Genomic DNA, 18,015 nt, shown 5'->3' on the forward strand with positions numbered 1-18,015 from the left:
CTGAGCTGAAGGAGGGCTAATATGGCTAAACGTCCATTCATTTATTATACAGAAATGGATAGTCCAATTGGGGATATCACCTTGGCGACATCTGATCAAGGTATTTGTTTTATCGAATTCGGTTCAGTAAAGAGCGCGTGTTCGTCGATGGATAGAAAACTGAGAAGATTACAATTGAAAGGCGAATTAAAAGAAGATAATACGGCTGTGTCATTAATTGACGCAAGACAACAATTAAAAGAGTATTTTGCAGCTGAAAGAGAATACTTTGACTTACCACTAGATTTGATTGGCACAAAATTTCAGGAATTAGTCTGGAATCAAATTGCGAAAATTCCTTATGGTGTCACTAAGTCTTATAAACAAATCGCAACGGAAATTGGCGCACCAAAAGCTGTAAGAGCGATTGGTGGAGCAAATAATAAAAATCCTGTTCCGATTATTGTTCCGTGCCATCGTGTAATCGGTTCCAACGGTTCTATGGTTGGGTATGGTGGAGGATTAGAAAAAAAAGAAATCTTATTGAAGCTTGAAGGTTCTTTCGAAAAAATGTCGTCGTAGAAAATGCAAATCGTAATAGGCTAATCCTCATTGTAAGTGAGCTTGCGATGGGGATATTTATTTTTATGTAGAAGTTACTTTTACGCGCCACTATCTCTTACTTGACTCACTTTAACCTAACCCTAAGTATTTAAGTTGCTTAGGAATTTTCCGGTTCTAAGATAGTTTCTTTCTTGTTAGCATGAAACCTCTTGTTAGATGAATAACATAAAAACAAAGGGGAGAGGGAGTGGTCTTGTGAGTGATGTATTAAATTTGGTGAAAGAGTATTGGGAAGGCCATTTTAAAAAGTTGCTAATCGATGATTCTGAATTAGAAGAGCAACCTTTATTTATGCGTGATGAAGATATGGAAGTATTGAAGAGGAAAAAAAACCAACTGAATTTTCGAGATGCCAAAGTGCTTAAGAATATTATCCACGGTCAGGTAATCAGCTATGAAGCGCGTTCATCTAGGGAAATTGTTGATTACTTGCTAACGATGGAATTTTTAATAATTCAAAAGAAAAAGATTTATTTAGAAACACAACAACAAGCAAGAAGAGCTGTAATAGAGGGGGGACTATTAATTGATGATTACCTTGTTCAAGGAGAAGGAAGTTGCGATCAGAAATTAGGCATGAATTACATTCATAAAGGGCTGAAATCTGAAAAAAATGATCGATTTTCTAATAAGCGGTATGGGTATGATCGTTTAGAGGCAATTAAATATGCGGAGAGATGGTGGAACGATTATAATCCAGCTTATAAAAATTTTACCGATGATTGCACCAACTATATATCACAATGTGTAAAAGCAGGTGGGGCACCAATGAGGGGAAATCCTGATCGAAATATTGGCTGGTGGTATAGTGGGAATCAATGGAGTTTCAGTTGGACAGTTGCACATTCTTTTCGTTGGTATTTAAGTGGGTCTAATAAAGGCTTGAGAGCAATAGAAGTATCTTCCCCGAAAGAATTATTGAAAGGTGACGTGATATGTTATGACTTTAATGGGAATGGAACGTGGCAACACACGACAATTGTAGTTGATAAAGATTCAGAAAAAATGCCATTAGTGAACGCTCATACAACAAATAGCAGAATGCGGTATTGGATGTATGAAGATTCTTCCGCATGGACACCGTCAATACAGTATAAGTTTTTTCATATCATCGATGGAACTACTACTTAATGAATGAAAGCTCAGCCTTTTGACACTAATGTATTTACGGAAATTATGGTATAGTATAACTTATAATTTGAGATTTCTTCATAATTTTAGAGATTGTACAAAGGGTAGCTTCAAGAACGCTACTTTAATAATCATATTCTTATTTGAAAGTTACGGTGTTGACGTATGAATAAATTAAACTTAATAAAATTTCCTATTATATTAGTGAGTCTTCTAATTCTTTTTACCGCTTGTACTAAAGGGGATGCGACTTTGTCACAAGCAAAGCGTGAACTCTCTTTTCCTATTTTATTTCCAGAAACTATTTTAGAAGATTGGACAATTGAGGAGACAATTTTTGAAGACCGACTTCTCGTTACTAGTTTTAAAAATAATGACCGAGGTACAATTGAACTCATACAAGATCAAAATATTCAGGGATTAGATGAAGAAAGACTTAGAAATCATCTTATCTTTAATGAGAGTCCAACGAATCTTTCCCAGGAAACAGAAGAAATTGTAGAAATATATAATTATGTTGGAGAGATGGCTTACTTTATGGAGCCAAATCCTATTGTTCAATTTACATTTGTTGTTAAAAACGATTTGTTAGCAGAAGTTAATGATATAGTTCCTAATTATCAAATTATTGGTAAGGAGATATCTACGGATGAATTACGAAAGTTTATATCCACATTAGAAGTGTCAACGTAATAAAATTAACTTTTCATTTCATTAGTGAACATGATAAGATAACGTTTGAAGATTTAAAGTTCATAATGGGGTGAAGAGAAGTTGGGATTGCATGTTGTTTTGCACGAACCAGAAATACCAGCAAATACAGGAAATATTGCACGGACTTGCGCGGGAACAAATACGTCTTTACATTTAATACATCCACTCGGATTTTCGACGGATGATCGAATGCTGAAGCGGGCTGGCTGTGATTATTGGCCCAATGTAGACGTGAATCATTATGATTCGATTGAGCAATTATTCGAACGTTTTCAAGGAGGAGAATTTTTCTTTATCGAAACGATCGGGAGAAAACACTATCATGAAATAGATTATAGTAATAGCGAAAAAGACTATTTATTTGTTTTTGGCAAAGAGACGAAAGGGTTACCTTCAGAATTGACGGCGCAATATGAAGATCGTTGTTTTCGTATTCCACAGACGGATAAAATTCGTTCGTTAAACCTTTCAAATACGGCAGCAATTGTCGTTTACGAGGCGCTAAGACAACAATCTTTTACGCCGCTAAAATAGTTGTAAAAAAGCCGTTGTCCATCATGATGGATAACGGCTTTTAAAAACTAATTTTTATGTGGATTTGAATCATATCCAGCAGTAAAAATGGCTACAAGAAACACTAAAGAAACACCTAAAATCAAAAGTAGTCCCATTACATGGCCTCCTTTAATATTGTCTACACTCAAATATACCATTTTTTTAACTCGAAGGAAAGAAGTTCGTTATTATAATATAATGGTATTTTAATTTTATTTTGTGAATCTTTGAAAAAATAGCTGATTATCGTATAATGAATGTAGTAAAGGGAGGTTTCTAATAATGTATGTTGTTATGAATGAGCTACATGTACCTGTTGAAGGGCGTGAAAATGTTTCAAATCGATTTGCTGAAAGTAATAAAAAAATGAGACAAGTCCCTGGCTGTTTAGATTTTATGTTTTTGAGCCCTGAAGATAATACAAACTTTCAAATTGTATTAACGAAATGGGATAAAAAGGAAGCATATGAGAGTTGGGTAAATAGTGACGCATTTAAACATGCACACAAAAAGCGCAGAGAAAATTTGGATAAAAGCCCGACGACAGGTAACAAGATTTATGCATACCATGTAGACCACCATTTGTAAGTGGGAAATTAAGCAACCAATTTGCTTTGTAGTTGGTTGCATTTGTTTTGCAAGTAAATGAAAGTAACGAAGAAGAAACGATCAATTAATTCCATGCCGGCCTAAACTAGGAGTTTTAATGATGAAAAATACATATTTAACAAGCCATTTCCCTTTAATATCAATTGTTTTATTTAGTTTGGCTTTCTCAATATATATGGAGAGAGTTTTGATTAATTACTTGCAAACCATTGGGCTTTACAGTGGTATGATTGAATTTTTTTCAGAAAGTGGGATTCATCTAGCGTTATTATTTGTGCTTTGGCTATTTTTCTTTATGCTCTTTGCAGCGCTAAAATTAATTGCGAACACGATCAATGAATTATCACTATTGTTTTTTTCAAAAGATGAGGAAGGAACAGATTTAAGAAATGTGAGAAGAGGTACGTGGTTCTTTTTAATTGGAGGGGTTTTTTCAATTGTTGCTTCTGTCGACATAATCTTTCTTCTTAGTGTTTTTATATTGTCTTGTTTTAGTTATTTTATATTTTTTATCTATAAAGTTAGTGATTCCTTATCTTTTTCAGCATTAATAGGGTTAATTCTTTTTCATCTCTTTTTTTGGTTTGCCTTTGGAATTGCTGTCGCTTACACCATCGTGAAGCTTTACAATAGTTTGATTGCAAGTTTACCTTTGTAATAATCCCCCTGTAGTAAGAAAAAAACCAGTGAAAGGACTTTTACTGGTTTATTCCCATCATAATATCTCTCCATAACTGCGTGTGTAAATTTCTCTGACTTTGCTCATAGATTGATGAAGGTTCGTCTTTTCCTAGCCAAACACCGGCCGTGTAGCGATCACTTGAGCCGACAAACCATAAATCGTGAAAATTATTGGTTGTCCCCGTTTTTCCCCCAATATAATTAGAACCGCTAAACTGAGCTGCTCTACCTGTTCCATCAGAAACAGCTGTAGATAACAGATTTCTCATTTCATCAGTTGTAGATTCACTCCATACTTCTATACTTTCGTTTTTCGACTCGTATAAAACATTTCCATTTCCATCGGTTACTGATCGAATTGCTTTTGGCGATCTGTATACGCCTCTTGTAGCAAATGTAGAATAAGCTTGGGTTAATTCATTGACATTGACTCCATGCCTTAATCCTCCTAAAGCAGAGGGGAGGCGATAATCATCGGTGCTAATACGAAGAAAATCGAATTTATTAAAATATGAAAAAGCCGTATCAATACTTACCATGTCAAGAATTCTAACTGCCGCTGTATTATAGGAGTTATTAAAAGCTTCTTCAAGGGAGACCTTCCCGTAGATAGCATTTCCAAAGTTATTAGGTTCATATTCTCCTCTTTTAATTGGGCCTGCATCAATTATCGATTCCTTATTCATATTTGTTTCTTCAAGAAGCGGTGCAAAAACGAGTAAAGGTTTAATTGCCGATCCTGGTTGTCGGTAAGCGCGAAAACCATGATGAAAATCAGCTTTATTGTAAGCAACACCTCCTGTGATTGCAACAATTTCTGCTTGATCATGGTCGATGATTGACGTAGCCCCTTGAATATCAGACTGCCCAAGTTGATTATTGATCGTATTAACAGCGTGAGCTTGCACTTCAGGGTCTAAAGATGTTTCTATTGTAATTCCACTTGCTAATAATTCATCCACTCGAATTTGAAGGTTTTCTTGGATAGCTGAACGTTCATCAGCTGAAGTTGCGGCTCTTAACCGTTGACTGTACCCCTCATTAATAGATATAAGCTCTTTCAACTCGTGGAATACATAATCTACATAATCTGGATAATGATCTTGTTTTTCTAATGGTCGGAGCGTAATTTCTTCGGATTTTGCTTCGTCGAATTCTTCCTCATCAATAAAATTTTCTTCTAACATTTTTGATAATATCCAATTTTTTCGTTCATGAGTCTGTTCTGAATTATCTATCGGGTTATAATGGGACGGATTATTTGGAATCGCACATAAAAATGCTACTTGAGCAAGCGTTAAATCTTCAATAGACTCGCTAAAATAATATAGGCTAGCTGCTTCAATTCCATACACTCCATTTGCGAAATAAACAGAATTGATATAGAGTTCTAGAATCTTATCTTTACTCAATTTTCGTTCTAAATGGTACGAATAAAGTAGTTCAGTTAGTTTGCGTTCATAAGTTTGTGAGTGTGATAAATAGAGATTGCGCACTAATTGTTGTGTAACGGTACTTCCACCTTGCTCGACTTGCTGACTATTTAGATTTACAAAAAAAGCACGAGCAATACCTGTCATATCAAAACCAGGGTGCTCATAAAATGATTGATCTTCAGCAGCGATAAATGCGTCTATAACAATAGAGGGTATTTCATCAAAGGGAAGCTCAATGCGATTTTCATTTGAATAGATATCTGAAATAAGATTGTTATCTTTGTCAAGAACAACACTGTTATTTGATAATATTATTTCTTCTAATTCAATCGATTTATCCAACACTTCGTGAAGCGATTGAGCTGCAGAAAATTCCCTTGTTGTTTCCATAAATAAGAAGGAAAATACGCTGATAAATATTAAAATAAATAAATTCCCAATAATTGTCTTCATATATGTCACAACACTCTCTTGAAGTTATAGCTTCATTCTACTCTGATCTTGAGCCGGTTGGAAGTGACTTTTTTTTATAATTCATTTCAAATTAGTTTTTTGCTTACTTATCATTCAATTAGACACGAAAATTACAGTTGTAAGATCTACTTTACGATTGTTTTAAACATCGTTTTCTAGGTGAATGCATAAGATGAAACATACCTTCATTGGATTAATTACATGGGTAGATGTTGAAAGGAGGATACGATGGATATTGTTCATAAAATTCAACAGCATCGTGAGGAGCAGGAACAATTAAAATGGGAAGGAACTTTTGCCGACTATTTGGAGATTTTAAGAGAACGGCCTGAGGTGGCTCAAACAGCTCATTCCCGTGTTTATAACATGATTAAACATGCAGGAGTCACAGAAGAAGGTGGAAAAAAACGATATTTATTTTTTGATAATGAGATTTTTGGTTTAGAGGAATCAGTTGAAAAGTTAGTGGAAGAATATTTCCATTCAGCAGCGAGGAGGTTAGATGTAAAGAAGCGAATCTTATTATTAATGGGTCCAGTTAGTGGAGGAAAATCAACGATTGTGACGATGTTAAAAAGAGGGTTAGAGAAATATAGTCTAACGGATGAAGGGGCTGTTTATGCGATTAAAGGTTGTCCAATGCATGAGGACCCTATACATCTTATTCCACATCATATGCGTAAAGATTTTTATCAGGAGTTTGGTATTCGCGTTGAAGGAAACCTCTCACCATTAAATGTGATGCGATTAGAAAAGGAGTATGAAGGACGTATTGAAGATGTATTGGTTGAACGGATTTTCTTATCTGAGGATAGACGTGTAGGTGTAGGAACGTTCAGTCCTTCTGATCCAAAATCCCAAGACATAGCAGATTTAACTGGAAGTATTGATTTTTCAACGATAGCTGAGTTCGGTTCTGAATCAGATCCACGTGCCTATCGGTTTGATGGAGAATTAAACAAAGCAAATCGAGGAATTATGGAGTTTCAAGAGATGTTAAAATGCGATGAAAAGTTTTTGTGGCATTTACTTTCCTTGACACAGGAAGGGAATTTTAAAGCAGGTAGATTTGCGTTAATTTCGGCAGACGAGATGATCATCGCTCATACAAATGAAGCAGAATATAAATCGTTTATATCAAATAAGAAAAATGAGGCATTACATTCACGAATTATTGTCATGCCGGTTCCATATAATTTAAAGGTAAGTGAAGAAGAACGAATTTACCAGAAAATGATTCGAGAATCAGATATCTCCCAAGTTCATATTGCTCCTCACGCACTGAAAGTAGCGGCTACATTTACAGTGCTAACGAGAATTAAAGACTCACAAAAAAGTGATGTTGATGTGTTGAAAAAAATGAAGTTATATGACGGACAAAATGTCGAAGGATTTAACTCCCAAGATGTCATAGAGTTGAAGAAAGAATTTAGTGATGAAGGCATGAATGGGATAGATCCTAGATATGTTATTAATCGGATTTCATCAGCAATTATTCGAAAAGAATTGAAATCAATTAATGCGTTAGATGTTTTACGCTCAATAAAAGATGGTTTGGATCAACACGCTTCGATTTCAAAAGAAGACAGGGAGCGTTATTTAAACTTTATTTCTGTTTCTCGAAAAGAATATGATGAGATGGCTAAGAAAGAAGTACAAAAGGCATTCGTTTATTCTTATGAAGAATCTGCTAAAACACTAATGGATAATTATTTAGATAACGTTGAGGCGTATTGTAACAAAAATAAAATGAATGATCCATTAACAGGAGAAGAGATGAGTCCAGATGAGAAACTTATGCGGTCAATAGAAGAACAAATTGGCATATCTGAAAATGCAAAGAAAGCTTTTAGAGAGGAAATATTGATACGGATTTCTGCATATGCGAGGAAAGGAAAAAAATTCGATTACCAGTCACATGACCGGCTCAGAGAAGCAATCCAAAAAAAGTTATTTGCTGATTTAAAAGATGTCGTGAAAATTACTACATCGACAAAAACTCCTGACGAAAACCAATTAAAGAAGGTAAACGAAGTAATTGCAAGATTAATAGATGAACACGGTTATAATAGTACCTCTGCAAATGATCTCCTAAAATACGTCGGAAGTTTGTTGAATAGATAAGAGCAGTAAATTGCTACTGGGGGTTGTTTCTCCAGTAGCTTCTCAATAATTGGATAAGAATAACAAAATTAACTGGTAAACAAGATATTCTCTCTTAAGCTTAAGGATATTTTGCAATTAATGCATATATCATGGCGAAGACTTCTCCGTGGCAAGTGAAGCTATAGAAGTATCACTACTACTGTTATAAATAACTGTAACCCCCAAAAATCTCAGTTGTACTGAAAACCTAAGCTTACATAGGAAAATATAATATTGATTTCATGACTTCGAGTGTTGTAAATATTAGTTTGAAATAGGAACTTTTTTGGTTTTTATTAAAGTGTAGATCCGTTGTCTTTTGATATCTAAATGGAGGAGACAAAAATGAATGTGAAAGTTGAAGTGAAGGGAGATTTTCATAAAAAAAGGTCGCTTTGGAAACAAAAAGCATGGCTTTTCCTAAAAATCACTGTAATCGTTCTCATTATTTCATTTCTCGTCCGCGGGTTTCTCTTCACAAATTATATCGTTTATGGTCAATCGATGATGCCGACCATTCATGATGGTGAAAGAATCATAGTGAACAAGATTGGTTATGAAATCAATGAACCTAATCGATTTGATTTAATTATATTTCATGCCACGGAAGATTCTGATTATATTAAGAGAGTTATTGGACTACCTGGTGATGTAGTCAAATATGTTGATGATACTCTCTACATTAACAATGTGTCCCACGAAGAGGATTTCCTACATGTTCATAAAGAAGCACATGATAATGGATTATTCACTGAAAACTTTAATTTACTAGAAATAACAGGTGAAAAGGAAGTTCCACCAGGGTATGTTTTTGTTTTAGGAGATAATCGGAGAAATAGTCTCGATAGTCGTCATATTGGATTTATACCTATAGAAGAAATTGTAGGAAAAGCAAACATGGCTTTTTGGCCACCAAAAAAAATACGTTTTTTTTAACGAGGAATCGATTGAAAATAAAGGACATTTAATTTAAATAATGACTATTTTGATAACTTTTGCAATGTTATTGCAGGAGTTTTTACTTTACCGGGTTAGTAGTATCGATGGATTTAAATTGTTTGTAGATAGGCTTTTCCAATGTTGAGAATTTTGACAACTAACTGTCCATTTTGCATAGGATAGACTAAGAGAGATCGAAGTTAATCATATATATAATAACATGAAGGAGGGAAAACGGATGATAAACCGTTCGGGGAAAAATTATATTGTCTCTCAGGAGAATTGGTCCCTCCACCGGAAAGGTTACCAAGATCAGCAACGTCACCAAGAAAAAGTCCAAGATGCGATTCATAAAAACTTACCAGATTTAGTTAGTGATGAAAGCATTGTAATGTCAAATGGTCGCGATGTTGTAAAAGTTCCAATTCGTTCATTAGATGAATATAAAATTCGTTATAATTATGAGAAGAATAAACATGTAGGGCAAGGTGATGGTAACAGTAAGATAGGTGATGTTGTTGCGAGAGATGGAAGTAAACAAAAAGAACCAGGAAAAGGAGACAAAGCTGGGGATAAGCCTGGAGAAGATTATTATGAAACAGAGGTTTCAATTGCGGAATTGGAATTGATGCTATTTAGAGAATTAGAATTACCAAATTTGCAGAAAAAAGAGGAAGACAATACCATAATCGAAGATATTGAGTTTAATGATATTCGTAAAAAAGGATTAATGGGTAATGTAGATAAAAGGAGAACAATCCTCGAAGCATTGAAACGTAATGCGATGAAAGGTGAAGCAAGTGTTGCACCGATTTATAACGATGATTTACGGTTTAAAACATGGGAAGAAAAAGAAAAACCAGAATCAAAAGCTGTGGTAATAGCAATGATGGACACTTCTGGAAGTATGGGAAGATTCGAAAAATATATGGCTCGGAGCTTTTTCTTCTGGATGACAAGGTTTTTAAGGACAAAATATGAGACTGTTGAAATTGTTTTTATTGCCCATCACACAGAGGCTAAAGAGGTATCGGAAGATGATTTCTTTATGAAGGGTGAGAGTGGTGGAACAATTTGTTCATCTGCGTATAGAAAAGCACTTGAGGTAATAGATGCTAAGTATCCTCCATCTAGCTATAATATTTATCCTTTTCATTTTTCTGATGGAGACAATTTAACTTCTGATAATAAGAGATGTACGCAGTACATTCAAGATTTAATGGAAATATCGAGTTTTTTTGGATATGGAGAAGTTAACCAATATAATAGAACTTCGACTCTTTTAAGTGTATATAAGAAAATAAATGATCCGAAATTCCGATATTACGTTTTGAAAGAAAAAGCGGATGTTTATCAATCACTCAAGTGGTTTTTTCAAAAAAATCAGCATGAATTTATACATTAACTTTCTAAAAGGATGATCTGTATTAATGCAGATCATCTTTTTATATAAAATACATATCTAATTACCTATAAATTTAACTATTATAAACAATAATAAATATATCTATTTAATTTATTATGTCTTTATATCTATTTACATCATAATATAAAAATATTATCATTCAATTAACGGTTCGTAATATAGAACAAAAAGGAGGCGGATTGTTTATTAAGTGTTTTAATTCGAGGTATTTTAGAAGGGATGGAGTATTTGATCGCTATTCGTTCTTTATAACGAATAAAAATTCCGCTGCTCATTAAGAAAAGGCAAACCTATTAAAATGTAGGACGCAAAACTATGTATCTAAGGGAATAGGAGGAAATCCTAGGGTTGCATAGTTGCCTCTAATGAAGTGCATAAGGAGGATAACCTCTTGCTAACATTTAAGAGTGAAGAGAATTCAGAACAAGAATGGGCCTTGCTAATAAAATCGGCATTAGAGCAAGGGGTGACACCTGAAGAAATCCGGATTTTTCTATACGAAAAAAATCACGGGAGTCGGGAAACTTAGGAATTTTGTTGTTTTATATTGCTCTAAAAAACATTTTTAAAATAACTTTCTATCATTATAGAATTCAACTGAATTGTTGTAAGCTGCAATCCATTTCCCAAATTAACGAGTGGGGAGAGTAAATTCCTCTACTCACTCTTGGGGTTCTTTTCGATAAAAAAAGCCACAGAACGATAAAGACCAAAAAGTAAAACTGCCGCAAGCAATGACCCAGACATGTAACCTGCAGTGAAATTACGTTCAATAAACCACGCTTCATTTTGTCCTACAAAAATCCCTATTAAGATAGAGCTAACTAGTATGCTTGTAATGATGAAAAAATGCCATTTATTTTCTTTACTCATTTTTTTGAATGAATCCATTCCTGATCCCTCCTGATAATTCCATATTACTTATATTATAAGGCTAATTGTAAAACGGCGCAATCTGAACAAGCAAGTTGATGTTCATAAGTGGTCACAGATGAAATTTATTAAGTAATTCTTGAAAATTGCGCCCTAAAAAACATTCCATTTAATATTCACTTTTTAAATTGTTCTTAAACAGCGACAAAAAAAGGAAACTTTTGTCGGTTATTTTCGTAAATCAATTATCAAAGTATACGAAGGAGGAACAAAGATGATAATTGTGAATACAGAACAGATTGCAGGTATGGAAATTGTTCAAGCTTTAGGTGTGGTATCAGGAAATACAGTACAAGCGAAACATATTGGAAAAGATATTGTTGGAGGATTAAGAGGATTAGTTGGTGGGAAAATGAAAGAATACGAAGAAATGTTCAATGAGGCTAGAGACATCGCTGAAAAGGAAATGATTTCACGTGCTGAAAAATTAGGTGCAGATGCAATCGTGAACGTCCGTTATACAACTTCCACCATTATGCAAGGATCATCAGAAGTGATGGTCTATGGTACGGGAGTGAAATTGAAAAAGTAAGATGGGTTCGCACGTTGCAGTTTTTTATTGACAGTTGCTAGTTGCTTTTAATGGATTTAGAGAGGAGAGGCAGTTGCAGATGAATCAGAAATATTTGTCGCTTTTATTTTTGACATCACTTCTTATGATTGGGTGTTCTATTAAGAGCGAAGATGGTCAGAATGACAGTGATCTTGAAGGGTTTATTGAATCCGAAAAGATCGTTTCTGAAACAGAAGCAGGAGAATTTGTATTGCGACTTGTCTCAGAAAAAGCAAGGTATAAACTAGGGGAAAAAGTTGATGTAAGAGGAAAATTAAAATACATTGGTGAAAATGCCGAAATAGAAATTTCCCACTCTGAAAGTCCATTTTTCTTTGAAGTGATCGAAGTGAATAGAGGAGTAGAAATCCCTTATTTCTTGAATGAAGTGCTGGAAATGACACTCCTAAAAAATAATGAGTGGTATGAAGAAGAATTCCATAAAAGAATAGACAATCATGCTGCAGATGAATACGATGAATTTTTTCAAATATTTATGGTAGAAGAAGGATTTCCAGTGGGAGAATATGAAATCGAATTAAGAGCAGACTTTCTCACATCTGCTGGTGAGGAATCTGAGAGCCATAACTATAATACATCGATTGTTATTGATGTGAAAGAATGAATCTGTTAGGTTTTTTAAATTACACTTTAAGAATGTTTAACTTCGCTAAAGGATTAAAGTATAAGATAAACTAAGGCTTTCGCCATGAAGGACTTGGCGACAAGCCAAGTTTTTCTAATAGAAGTATTAGGTCAAGTCCTTCCCATCATATAGATGATATGTAGATATTAGACAGTAGTGAAGAGAGATTATCTTGATCATCTGGAGGGATTTAATAAATGATTTTGAGGATGGATAAGCTTTTAATTGATTTGCCTAGGCCCGAAAGCCCTGATGCGAATGCAGCTGCAGCGGTTCAAGAATTACTTGGTGGAAAGTATGGTGAAATGTCTACTTTAAATAACTATATGTTCCAATCATTTAATTTCAGGCAAAAAAAGAAATTTCGTCCGTTTTATGAATTAATTGCTAGTATTACGGCCGAGGAATTTGGGCATGTGGAATTAGTATCGAACACGATTAATTTAATGATTACTGGTACGACGTTTCCAGGAGATCCGAACATTGCGCCTATGGAAAATGCGAAAGACAAAAGAAATTCCTATCACTTCATTCAAACGGCGCAAACTTCTCTTCCAGGAGATTCGATGGGTAGACCTTGGTCAGGTGATAATGTCTTTAATAGCGGAAACTTAGTACTTGATTTACTTCATAATTTTTTCCTTGAGTGCGGAGCTAGGACTCATAAAATGAGAGTATATGAAATGACTGATCACCCTGTTGCTCGTGAGATGATAGGTTATCTTCTTGTTAGAGGTGGAGTCCATGTGCTTGCATATGCAAAAGCATTAGAGATCATGACGGGAGTCGATATGAAGAAAATGCTACCGATCCCAGATTTAGATAATCGTAAATTTGATACAGCTAGAAAGTTTGAAGCGCAAGGGTCCCAACGGAAACTTTATACATTTAGTCCAGAAGATTATCAACAAATCAGCCAAATATGGAAAGGAAATCATCCGGATGGCGGTCAACTTGAAGTTATTAAAGGAGCGCCACACGGAGGGCCAATCCCTGATTTGGAAGAGGTTCCAGAAGAGTTTGCTCCAGGTGTCTCAGAAGAGGATTTCAAAGAAATAGCCAAACGATTGCAAAGATCAGCAGGACTATAATTCAACAAAGTATGACACGGCTATCTACGAATAGTCGTGTTTTTTATCATTTTATGAGGAGTCAGGTAGATAAAAAAAGTCAAGACTTTAAAAAAAAACAGAAAAAATGATCAATTATTTGGTAAGATAAGAATAAGTTGCCAATAGATTTGAAAGATAATGAGGTGAAGATAGTGTGCACATACGAGAGTAATCAATTTGCAAATGGTATTGGTTCAATTATGGGAGGAAATGAGTCAACTACTGACTCATTAGTTGACTCATTTTCTCAAACCATGGATCTACTTTCAGAAGGTATCCTTTTTTTAAATCTGAATTGGCAATTTGAGTACATAAATCAAGCTGCAGAAAAAATGTTAAAAAAAGATCGGTCAATTCTTTTAGGGGAGGATATTTGGAATGAATATCCTCATTTAATTAAGACACTATTTTATGAAGCTTATCATCATGCACATTTAAAAAATACCTCTGTTGAATTTGATGAATATGAACCTAAGTTTGATACGTGGTTTCATGTTAAGGCCTACCCAAAGGAAACCGGATTACTTGTTATTATGCAAGATATTACTGAAAAGCATGTAGCAATGGAAGTTGTTGAAGAAAGCTATCGAACGCTGTTTCAAAAGCATCCAGACGCAGTCTGCTCTATTGATTTAGATGGGAATTTCCTCGCGATTAATACGGCGTTTAAGAATTTATTTCCAATTGAGGAGAGATTATTTTTAGGTAGTAATTACCTTAAATTTCTTCCGAACGATATGAAGAAAAAAGTTAAAGAGTTATTTTACTTTGCTAAAAATGGAAAACCGCAAGCGACTGAGTTGAATTTCTCAAAGAAATTTAATCGTCCATTTTATGTACTTATTACAACGTTACCTATCATTGTTCAGTCAAATATTATTGGTGTATACGGAATTATTAAAGATGTAACGGCCGAACGAGATAGTCTTGAAAAATATTTGTCCGTTTCTCAGACGAATGAGTTGGTCCTTAATTCGGTTGAGGATGGAATTGTTGGTTTTGATGATTCGTCGAATGTCGTTATGTGGAATCGGGCAGCAGAGAAAATGACGGGATATAAAATAGAAGAGTTAACGCCAGAGATTGTTAACAAAATGTTCAAAGAAGACAGATTACTCAATCGCTCTGAAGTTGAGATAGATACATCGAATAATGAAAAGAATTTAGAAGAGTCGATCATTCGAGTGGCGAATGCGTCTATTTTTAGAAAAGATGGTAAACCGATCATTATAGAATACGTAATGACTCCAATTGCAGGAGTGGGTAAAATTGTCGGGAAGGTATATACCTTTCGAGACATTACTGAAAAGAAAAAATCTGAAGAACTACTTTATCAATCAGAGAAACTTTCTGCTGTGGGGCAATTAGCCGCAGGGATTGCTCACGAAATTCGAAATCCCCTTACTTCATTGAAAGGATTCCTTCAATTAATTGAAATAAGTGGCGAAGGAAAACCTGAATATTTTGAGATTATGAATTCTGAATTTGTTCGAATCGAACAAATATTAAATGAGTTATTGATTTTGTCGAAGCCACAAACAGTCAATAAAGAAGTAAGTTCATTGAATTGTCTGTTAGATCATATTATCACTCTTCTAAATACACAAGCCATAATAAAGAATATATACATTGAGAAAAAGGAAGATGGTTCAAAGATTAATATTTATTGTACGAATAATCAAATAAAGCAAGTTTTTATGAATTTTATCAAAAATGCTATCGAAGCGATGGAAAGTGGAAGTATAATTGTTGAATTACGAAAAGAAAATGAATATGCTGTAGTAGATATTATCGATGAAGGATGTGGAATTCCAGAATCGTTATTATCGAGGGTTGGAGAACCTTTCTTTACAACGAAAGAACGAGGAACCGGTTTAGGCCTGATGGTTTCTTATCAAATCATTGATGACCATGATGGTGATATAAAAGTTGAAAGTAAAGAAGGGGAAGGCACTAAATTTACAGTTAGATTACCACTACACCAAGAAAATAATACTTTAACTTAGTGTGGATGAAAAGGCTCCTTGCTAAAAATTCCTTTCCGTATATAATGATAGTATTCGTAATGATTGATATTCGAAAGGGAGTAATAAATGAAAAAAGCAATTATTTTTATCGTTATTATTATTGGGCTTCTTTATGGAGGTTACCGTTATTTTTTAACTGTTGCATCTGATCAAATGATAGACCAAGTGGCAAGTGAATTATTAACTGAGGAAGTAATTAACGAAATTATAGATGATCCGCAAGTTTCTGCGGTAATTGAAAAATATCGAGGAGAAATTCAATCTTTTCAAGAATCTTCTATTCAAAAAGAAGAGCTACCTTTTTCAACAAAACAAGAAGCAACGAAACTTTTGGTCAGTAAATTTTCTTTCGGAGAGATTCGAGAGATTACAACTAAAGCATCTAGAGGTCTTACTGTGCAGGAACAAGTCGAACTAGAGAAAAAAGTGATGGATCGTTTGACGCAAGAAGAACTAGAAGCTTTGCTTGTTGTAGGATTGACGGAAATAGGTTATTAAAGATTCATTAAACCACTGTTCAGGGGGAACAAGTGGTTTAATTTATTTTTTGACAAAAGGATTTGGTGTAGACGATGTGGGTACATACGTTAATTATGTGGACGCTAATAGCATTTATATTTGTGGGAATCTTAGACAAAATCCGAGGGAATCGGAAGGGGTATGGCCAGGCTTTTGATGAAGGATTTCAAGCAATGGGCCCATTAGCTTTGGTTATGGTTGGAATGATTACAATTTCTCCGGTGCTTGCAAATATATTGAGACCTCTTGTAAGTCCGTTATTTATAGCTGTTGGAGCAGATCCAGCAATGTTTCCAGGTATGCTCCTTGCCATAGATATGGGGGGGTACCCACTAGCAGTAGAGTTAGCAGAAAGTAGAGAAGCAGCCTTATTTTCAGGTGTAATATTATCGACAATGTTAGGACCAACTTTTGTGTTCACTGTCCCAGTAGCGTTAGGCTTTATTAACAAAAACGATTATTCGATCTTAGCTAAAGGAATTATGATAGGATTAATTCCAATTCCACTAGGAGCTTTTCTTGCCGGATTAATAGCGGGATTTCCAGTGACATTTTTAATTGTACAATTAATACCAGTGTTATTATTTGTTACTGTTATTATCTCTGGATTAATCTGGTTAGATAAAATAATGATCAGCATCTTTGTTTTTACGGGTAAAGCTGTGATGGCCTCAGTTTCAATAATTATAGGAATTGTTGCTATTCATGAATTGACTGGAGTTGAACTTATTCAAGGACTAACTCCTTTTCGTGAATCGATCGAAATAGTAGGGTTAATAGTGCTCGCTTTAGCTGGTGCATTCCCACTTGTATATTTTTTGAAGGAAAGAATTATCCCATTATTTCAGCCACTTATACGCAAAACTGGTATTTCCGATCTTGCGTGGTTAGGGTTTGTTTCATCTCTTGCGCATAGTATTCCAATGTATAAAAAGCTTCATGAATTAGATGAACGAGGAAAATTAATGAATATAGCTTTCTCTGTTAGCGGAGCGTTTGTTATAGGCGGACATTTAGGGTTTACGGCTGCACTTGAACCTAACATGGTTGTCCCAATGATGGTAGGCAAAGTCTCTGCTGGTATTTTAGCTATTGTTACTGCGTTTATTATTTCTAAATGATTACTTTGTTGCGGATGTGTCCGCTATTTTATCCAATGATACTGTTTCCTCTTTGTTTGAAGAGGGAGTTTCTTCATCAGTGCTGTCGAGTTGTTCTTTTATCGTGTCAACATCCATTGAGAATAGATGATTAGCTTTCTTTTCATGCTTTATCATTCTCTTTTCGTGCCAGGTTGATCCGTAATAATGGAACTTTGTTTCGTGCCAAGCTATCCAAAATTGATGCCATTTGAACTTAAATAATTGCATTTTCTTATTCATGATAGAGCCTCCTCGAAACGGCGAACTTGATGTTATTATATATATTCCCACTACAAAAAAATTAGAATAATCATGTTAATAAGAGTATGTCAATATCGTACTTCTAACCAAGAGGAGTCCTATCGCATTT

At 34.7% G+C, this 18,015-nt stretch carries 19 protein-coding genes and 1 riboswitch; of the genes, 16 read left to right on the forward strand and 3 right to left on the reverse strand.

Annotated features, from left to right (window positions below; translation table 11 throughout):
• The first annotated feature begins 21 nt into the window (after positions 1 to 21).
• From ACM26V_RS22885 to ACM26V_RS22910, 6 genes are all read left to right on the forward strand, one after another.
• On the forward strand, positions 22 to 561 hold the full coding sequence (locus tag ACM26V_RS22885; protein ID WP_416149060.1) for a methylated-DNA--[protein]-cysteine S-methyltransferase: 540 nt from the start codon (positions 22 to 24) through the stop codon (positions 559 to 561).
• 237 nt (positions 562 to 798) lie between these two features.
• Entirely contained in the window at positions 799 to 1,734 is a 936-nt protein-coding gene (locus ACM26V_RS22890) for an amidase domain-containing protein (RefSeq protein ID WP_416149061.1), read from the forward strand.
• A gap of 252 nt (positions 1,735 to 1,986) precedes the next feature.
• Complete coding sequence (locus tag ACM26V_RS22895; RefSeq protein WP_416149062.1) at positions 1,987 to 2,427, forward strand: hypothetical protein; 441 nt, start codon at positions 1,987 to 1,989, stop codon at positions 2,425 to 2,427.
• Positions 2,428 to 2,508: 81 nt separating this feature from the next.
• Entirely contained in the window at positions 2,509 to 2,982 is a 474-nt protein-coding gene (gene trmL, locus ACM26V_RS22900) for a tRNA (uridine(34)/cytosine(34)/5-carboxymethylaminomethyluridine(34)-2'-O)-methyltransferase TrmL (protein WP_416149063.1), read from the forward strand.
• Between the two features lie 303 nt (positions 2,983 to 3,285).
• Positions 3,286 to 3,591: an antibiotic biosynthesis monooxygenase family protein gene (locus ACM26V_RS22905; RefSeq protein WP_416149064.1), complete on the forward strand. Its 306-nt coding sequence runs from the start codon at positions 3,286 to 3,288 to the stop codon at positions 3,589 to 3,591.
• Between the two features lie 118 nt (positions 3,592 to 3,709).
• On the forward strand, positions 3,710 to 4,270 hold the full coding sequence (locus ACM26V_RS22910; RefSeq protein ID WP_416149065.1) for a DUF5366 family protein: 561 nt from the start codon (positions 3,710 to 3,712) through the stop codon (positions 4,268 to 4,270).
• Between the two features lie 40 nt (positions 4,271 to 4,310).
• On the opposite strand, the gene ACM26V_RS22915 is transcribed toward ACM26V_RS22910, so the two are convergent.
• Entirely contained in the window at positions 4,311 to 6,182 is a 1,872-nt protein-coding gene (locus ACM26V_RS22915) for a transglycosylase domain-containing protein (protein ID WP_416149066.1), read from the reverse strand.
• Between the two features lie 249 nt (positions 6,183 to 6,431).
• Here ACM26V_RS22915 and ACM26V_RS22920 point away from each other — a divergent pair, with 249 nt between their 5' ends.
• The 4 genes from ACM26V_RS22920 to sinI all read left to right on the forward strand — a co-directional run bounded on the left by ACM26V_RS22920 (position 6,432) and on the right by sinI (position 11,242).
• Complete coding sequence (locus tag ACM26V_RS22920) at positions 6,432 to 8,327, forward strand: PrkA family serine protein kinase (protein WP_416149067.1); 1,896 nt, start codon at positions 6,432 to 6,434, stop codon at positions 8,325 to 8,327.
• A 366-nt stretch (positions 8,328 to 8,693) separates the two neighbouring features.
• A complete protein-coding gene (gene lepB, locus ACM26V_RS22925) occupies positions 8,694 to 9,284 on the forward strand; it encodes a signal peptidase I (protein WP_416149068.1) in 591 nt (196 codons plus the stop codon).
• Positions 9,285 to 9,525: 241 nt separating this feature from the next.
• Complete coding sequence (gene yhbH, locus ACM26V_RS22930; RefSeq protein WP_416149069.1) at positions 9,526 to 10,692, forward strand: sporulation protein YhbH; 1,167 nt, start codon at positions 9,526 to 9,528, stop codon at positions 10,690 to 10,692.
• A 294-nt stretch (positions 10,693 to 10,986) separates the two neighbouring features.
• A riboswitch (cyclic di-GMP riboswitch) is annotated at positions 10,987 to 11,077 on the forward strand.
• A gap of 27 nt (positions 11,078 to 11,104) precedes the next feature.
• Positions 11,105 to 11,242: a DNA-binding anti-repressor SinI gene (gene sinI, locus ACM26V_RS22935; protein ID WP_416149070.1), complete on the forward strand. Its 138-nt coding sequence runs from the start codon at positions 11,105 to 11,107 to the stop codon at positions 11,240 to 11,242.
• Between the two features lie 128 nt (positions 11,243 to 11,370).
• Here sinI and ACM26V_RS22940 read toward each other — a convergent pair whose 3' ends face one another.
• On the reverse strand, positions 11,371 to 11,604 hold the full coding sequence (locus ACM26V_RS22940) for a hypothetical protein (RefSeq protein ID WP_416149071.1): 234 nt from the start codon (positions 11,602 to 11,604) through the stop codon (positions 11,371 to 11,373).
• A gap of 256 nt (positions 11,605 to 11,860) precedes the next feature.
• On the opposite strand from ACM26V_RS22940, the gene ACM26V_RS22945 reads away from it, so the two are divergent.
• The 6 genes from ACM26V_RS22945 (at position 11,861) to ACM26V_RS22970 (ending at position 17,624) form a co-directional block, all read left to right on the forward strand.
• Positions 11,861 to 12,178: a YbjQ family protein gene (locus ACM26V_RS22945; protein WP_416149072.1), complete on the forward strand. Its 318-nt coding sequence runs from the start codon at positions 11,861 to 11,863 to the stop codon at positions 12,176 to 12,178.
• A 79-nt stretch (positions 12,179 to 12,257) separates the two neighbouring features.
• Entirely contained in the window at positions 12,258 to 12,824 is a 567-nt protein-coding gene (locus ACM26V_RS22950) for a hypothetical protein (RefSeq protein ID WP_416149073.1), read from the forward strand.
• A gap of 218 nt (positions 12,825 to 13,042) precedes the next feature.
• Complete coding sequence (locus ACM26V_RS22955; protein ID WP_416149074.1) at positions 13,043 to 13,936, forward strand: manganese catalase family protein; 894 nt, start codon at positions 13,043 to 13,045, stop codon at positions 13,934 to 13,936.
• Positions 13,937 to 14,109: 173 nt separating this feature from the next.
• Positions 14,110 to 15,963, forward strand: a complete 1,854-nt coding sequence (locus ACM26V_RS22960) for a PAS domain S-box protein (protein ID WP_416149075.1) — start codon at positions 14,110 to 14,112, stop codon at positions 15,961 to 15,963.
• Between the two features lie 87 nt (positions 15,964 to 16,050).
• Complete coding sequence (locus ACM26V_RS22965; RefSeq protein ID WP_416149076.1) at positions 16,051 to 16,482, forward strand: hypothetical protein; 432 nt, start codon at positions 16,051 to 16,053, stop codon at positions 16,480 to 16,482.
• Positions 16,483 to 16,577: 95 nt separating this feature from the next.
• On the forward strand, positions 16,578 to 17,624 hold the full coding sequence (locus tag ACM26V_RS22970) for an ethanolamine utilization protein EutH (RefSeq protein WP_416149077.1): 1,047 nt from the start codon (positions 16,578 to 16,580) through the stop codon (positions 17,622 to 17,624).
• Here the strand turns inward: ACM26V_RS22970 and ACM26V_RS22975 are convergent, their stop codons facing one another.
• Positions 17,625 to 17,885 (reverse strand): hypothetical protein, encoded by a 261-nt coding sequence (locus ACM26V_RS22975; RefSeq protein ID WP_416149078.1) that lies wholly within the window; start codon positions 17,883 to 17,885, stop codon positions 17,625 to 17,627.
• Between the last annotated feature and the right edge of the window lie 130 nt (positions 17,886 to 18,015).

It is taken from the genome of Salipaludibacillus sp. HK11 (assembly GCF_047795645.1).
In the GTDB taxonomy this organism is placed as follows: domain Bacteria; phylum Bacillota; class Bacilli; order Bacillales; family Salisediminibacteriaceae; genus Salipaludibacillus.

Coding starts and splice junctions, on each gene's coding strand:
- ACM26V_RS22945 (WP_416149072.1), top strand. CDS start 11,861: ATGATAATTGTGAATACAGAACAGATTGCAGGTATGGAAATTGTTCAA.
- yhbH (WP_416149069.1), top strand. CDS start 9,526: ATGATAAACCGTTCGGGGAAAAATTATATTGTCTCTCAGGAGAATTGG.
- ACM26V_RS22970 (WP_416149077.1), top strand. CDS start 16,578: ATGTGGACGCTAATAGCATTTATATTTGTGGGAATCTTAGACAAAATC.
- ACM26V_RS22965 (WP_416149076.1), top strand. CDS start 16,051: ATGAAAAAAGCAATTATTTTTATCGTTATTATTATTGGGCTTCTTTAT.
- lepB (WP_416149068.1), top strand. CDS start 8,694: ATGAATGTGAAAGTTGAAGTGAAGGGAGATTTTCATAAAAAAAGGTCG.
- ACM26V_RS22885 (WP_416149060.1), top strand. CDS start 22: ATGGCTAAACGTCCATTCATTTATTATACAGAAATGGATAGTCCAATT.
- ACM26V_RS22940 (WP_416149071.1), bottom strand. CDS start 11,604: ATGGATTCATTCAAAAAAATGAGTAAAGAAAATAAATGGCATTTTTTC.
- ACM26V_RS22975 (WP_416149078.1), bottom strand. CDS start 17,885: ATGAATAAGAAAATGCAATTATTTAAGTTCAAATGGCATCAATTTTGG.
- ACM26V_RS22920 (WP_416149067.1), top strand. CDS start 6,432: ATGGATATTGTTCATAAAATTCAACAGCATCGTGAGGAGCAGGAACAA.
- ACM26V_RS22910 (WP_416149065.1), top strand. CDS start 3,710: ATGATGAAAAATACATATTTAACAAGCCATTTCCCTTTAATATCAATT.
- ACM26V_RS22915 (WP_416149066.1), bottom strand. CDS start 6,182: ATGAAGACAATTATTGGGAATTTATTTATTTTAATATTTATCAGCGTA.
- ACM26V_RS22950 (WP_416149073.1), top strand. CDS start 12,258: ATGAATCAGAAATATTTGTCGCTTTTATTTTTGACATCACTTCTTATG.
- ACM26V_RS22955 (WP_416149074.1), top strand. CDS start 13,043: ATGATTTTGAGGATGGATAAGCTTTTAATTGATTTGCCTAGGCCCGAA.
- ACM26V_RS22905 (WP_416149064.1), top strand. CDS start 3,286: ATGTATGTTGTTATGAATGAGCTACATGTACCTGTTGAAGGGCGTGAA.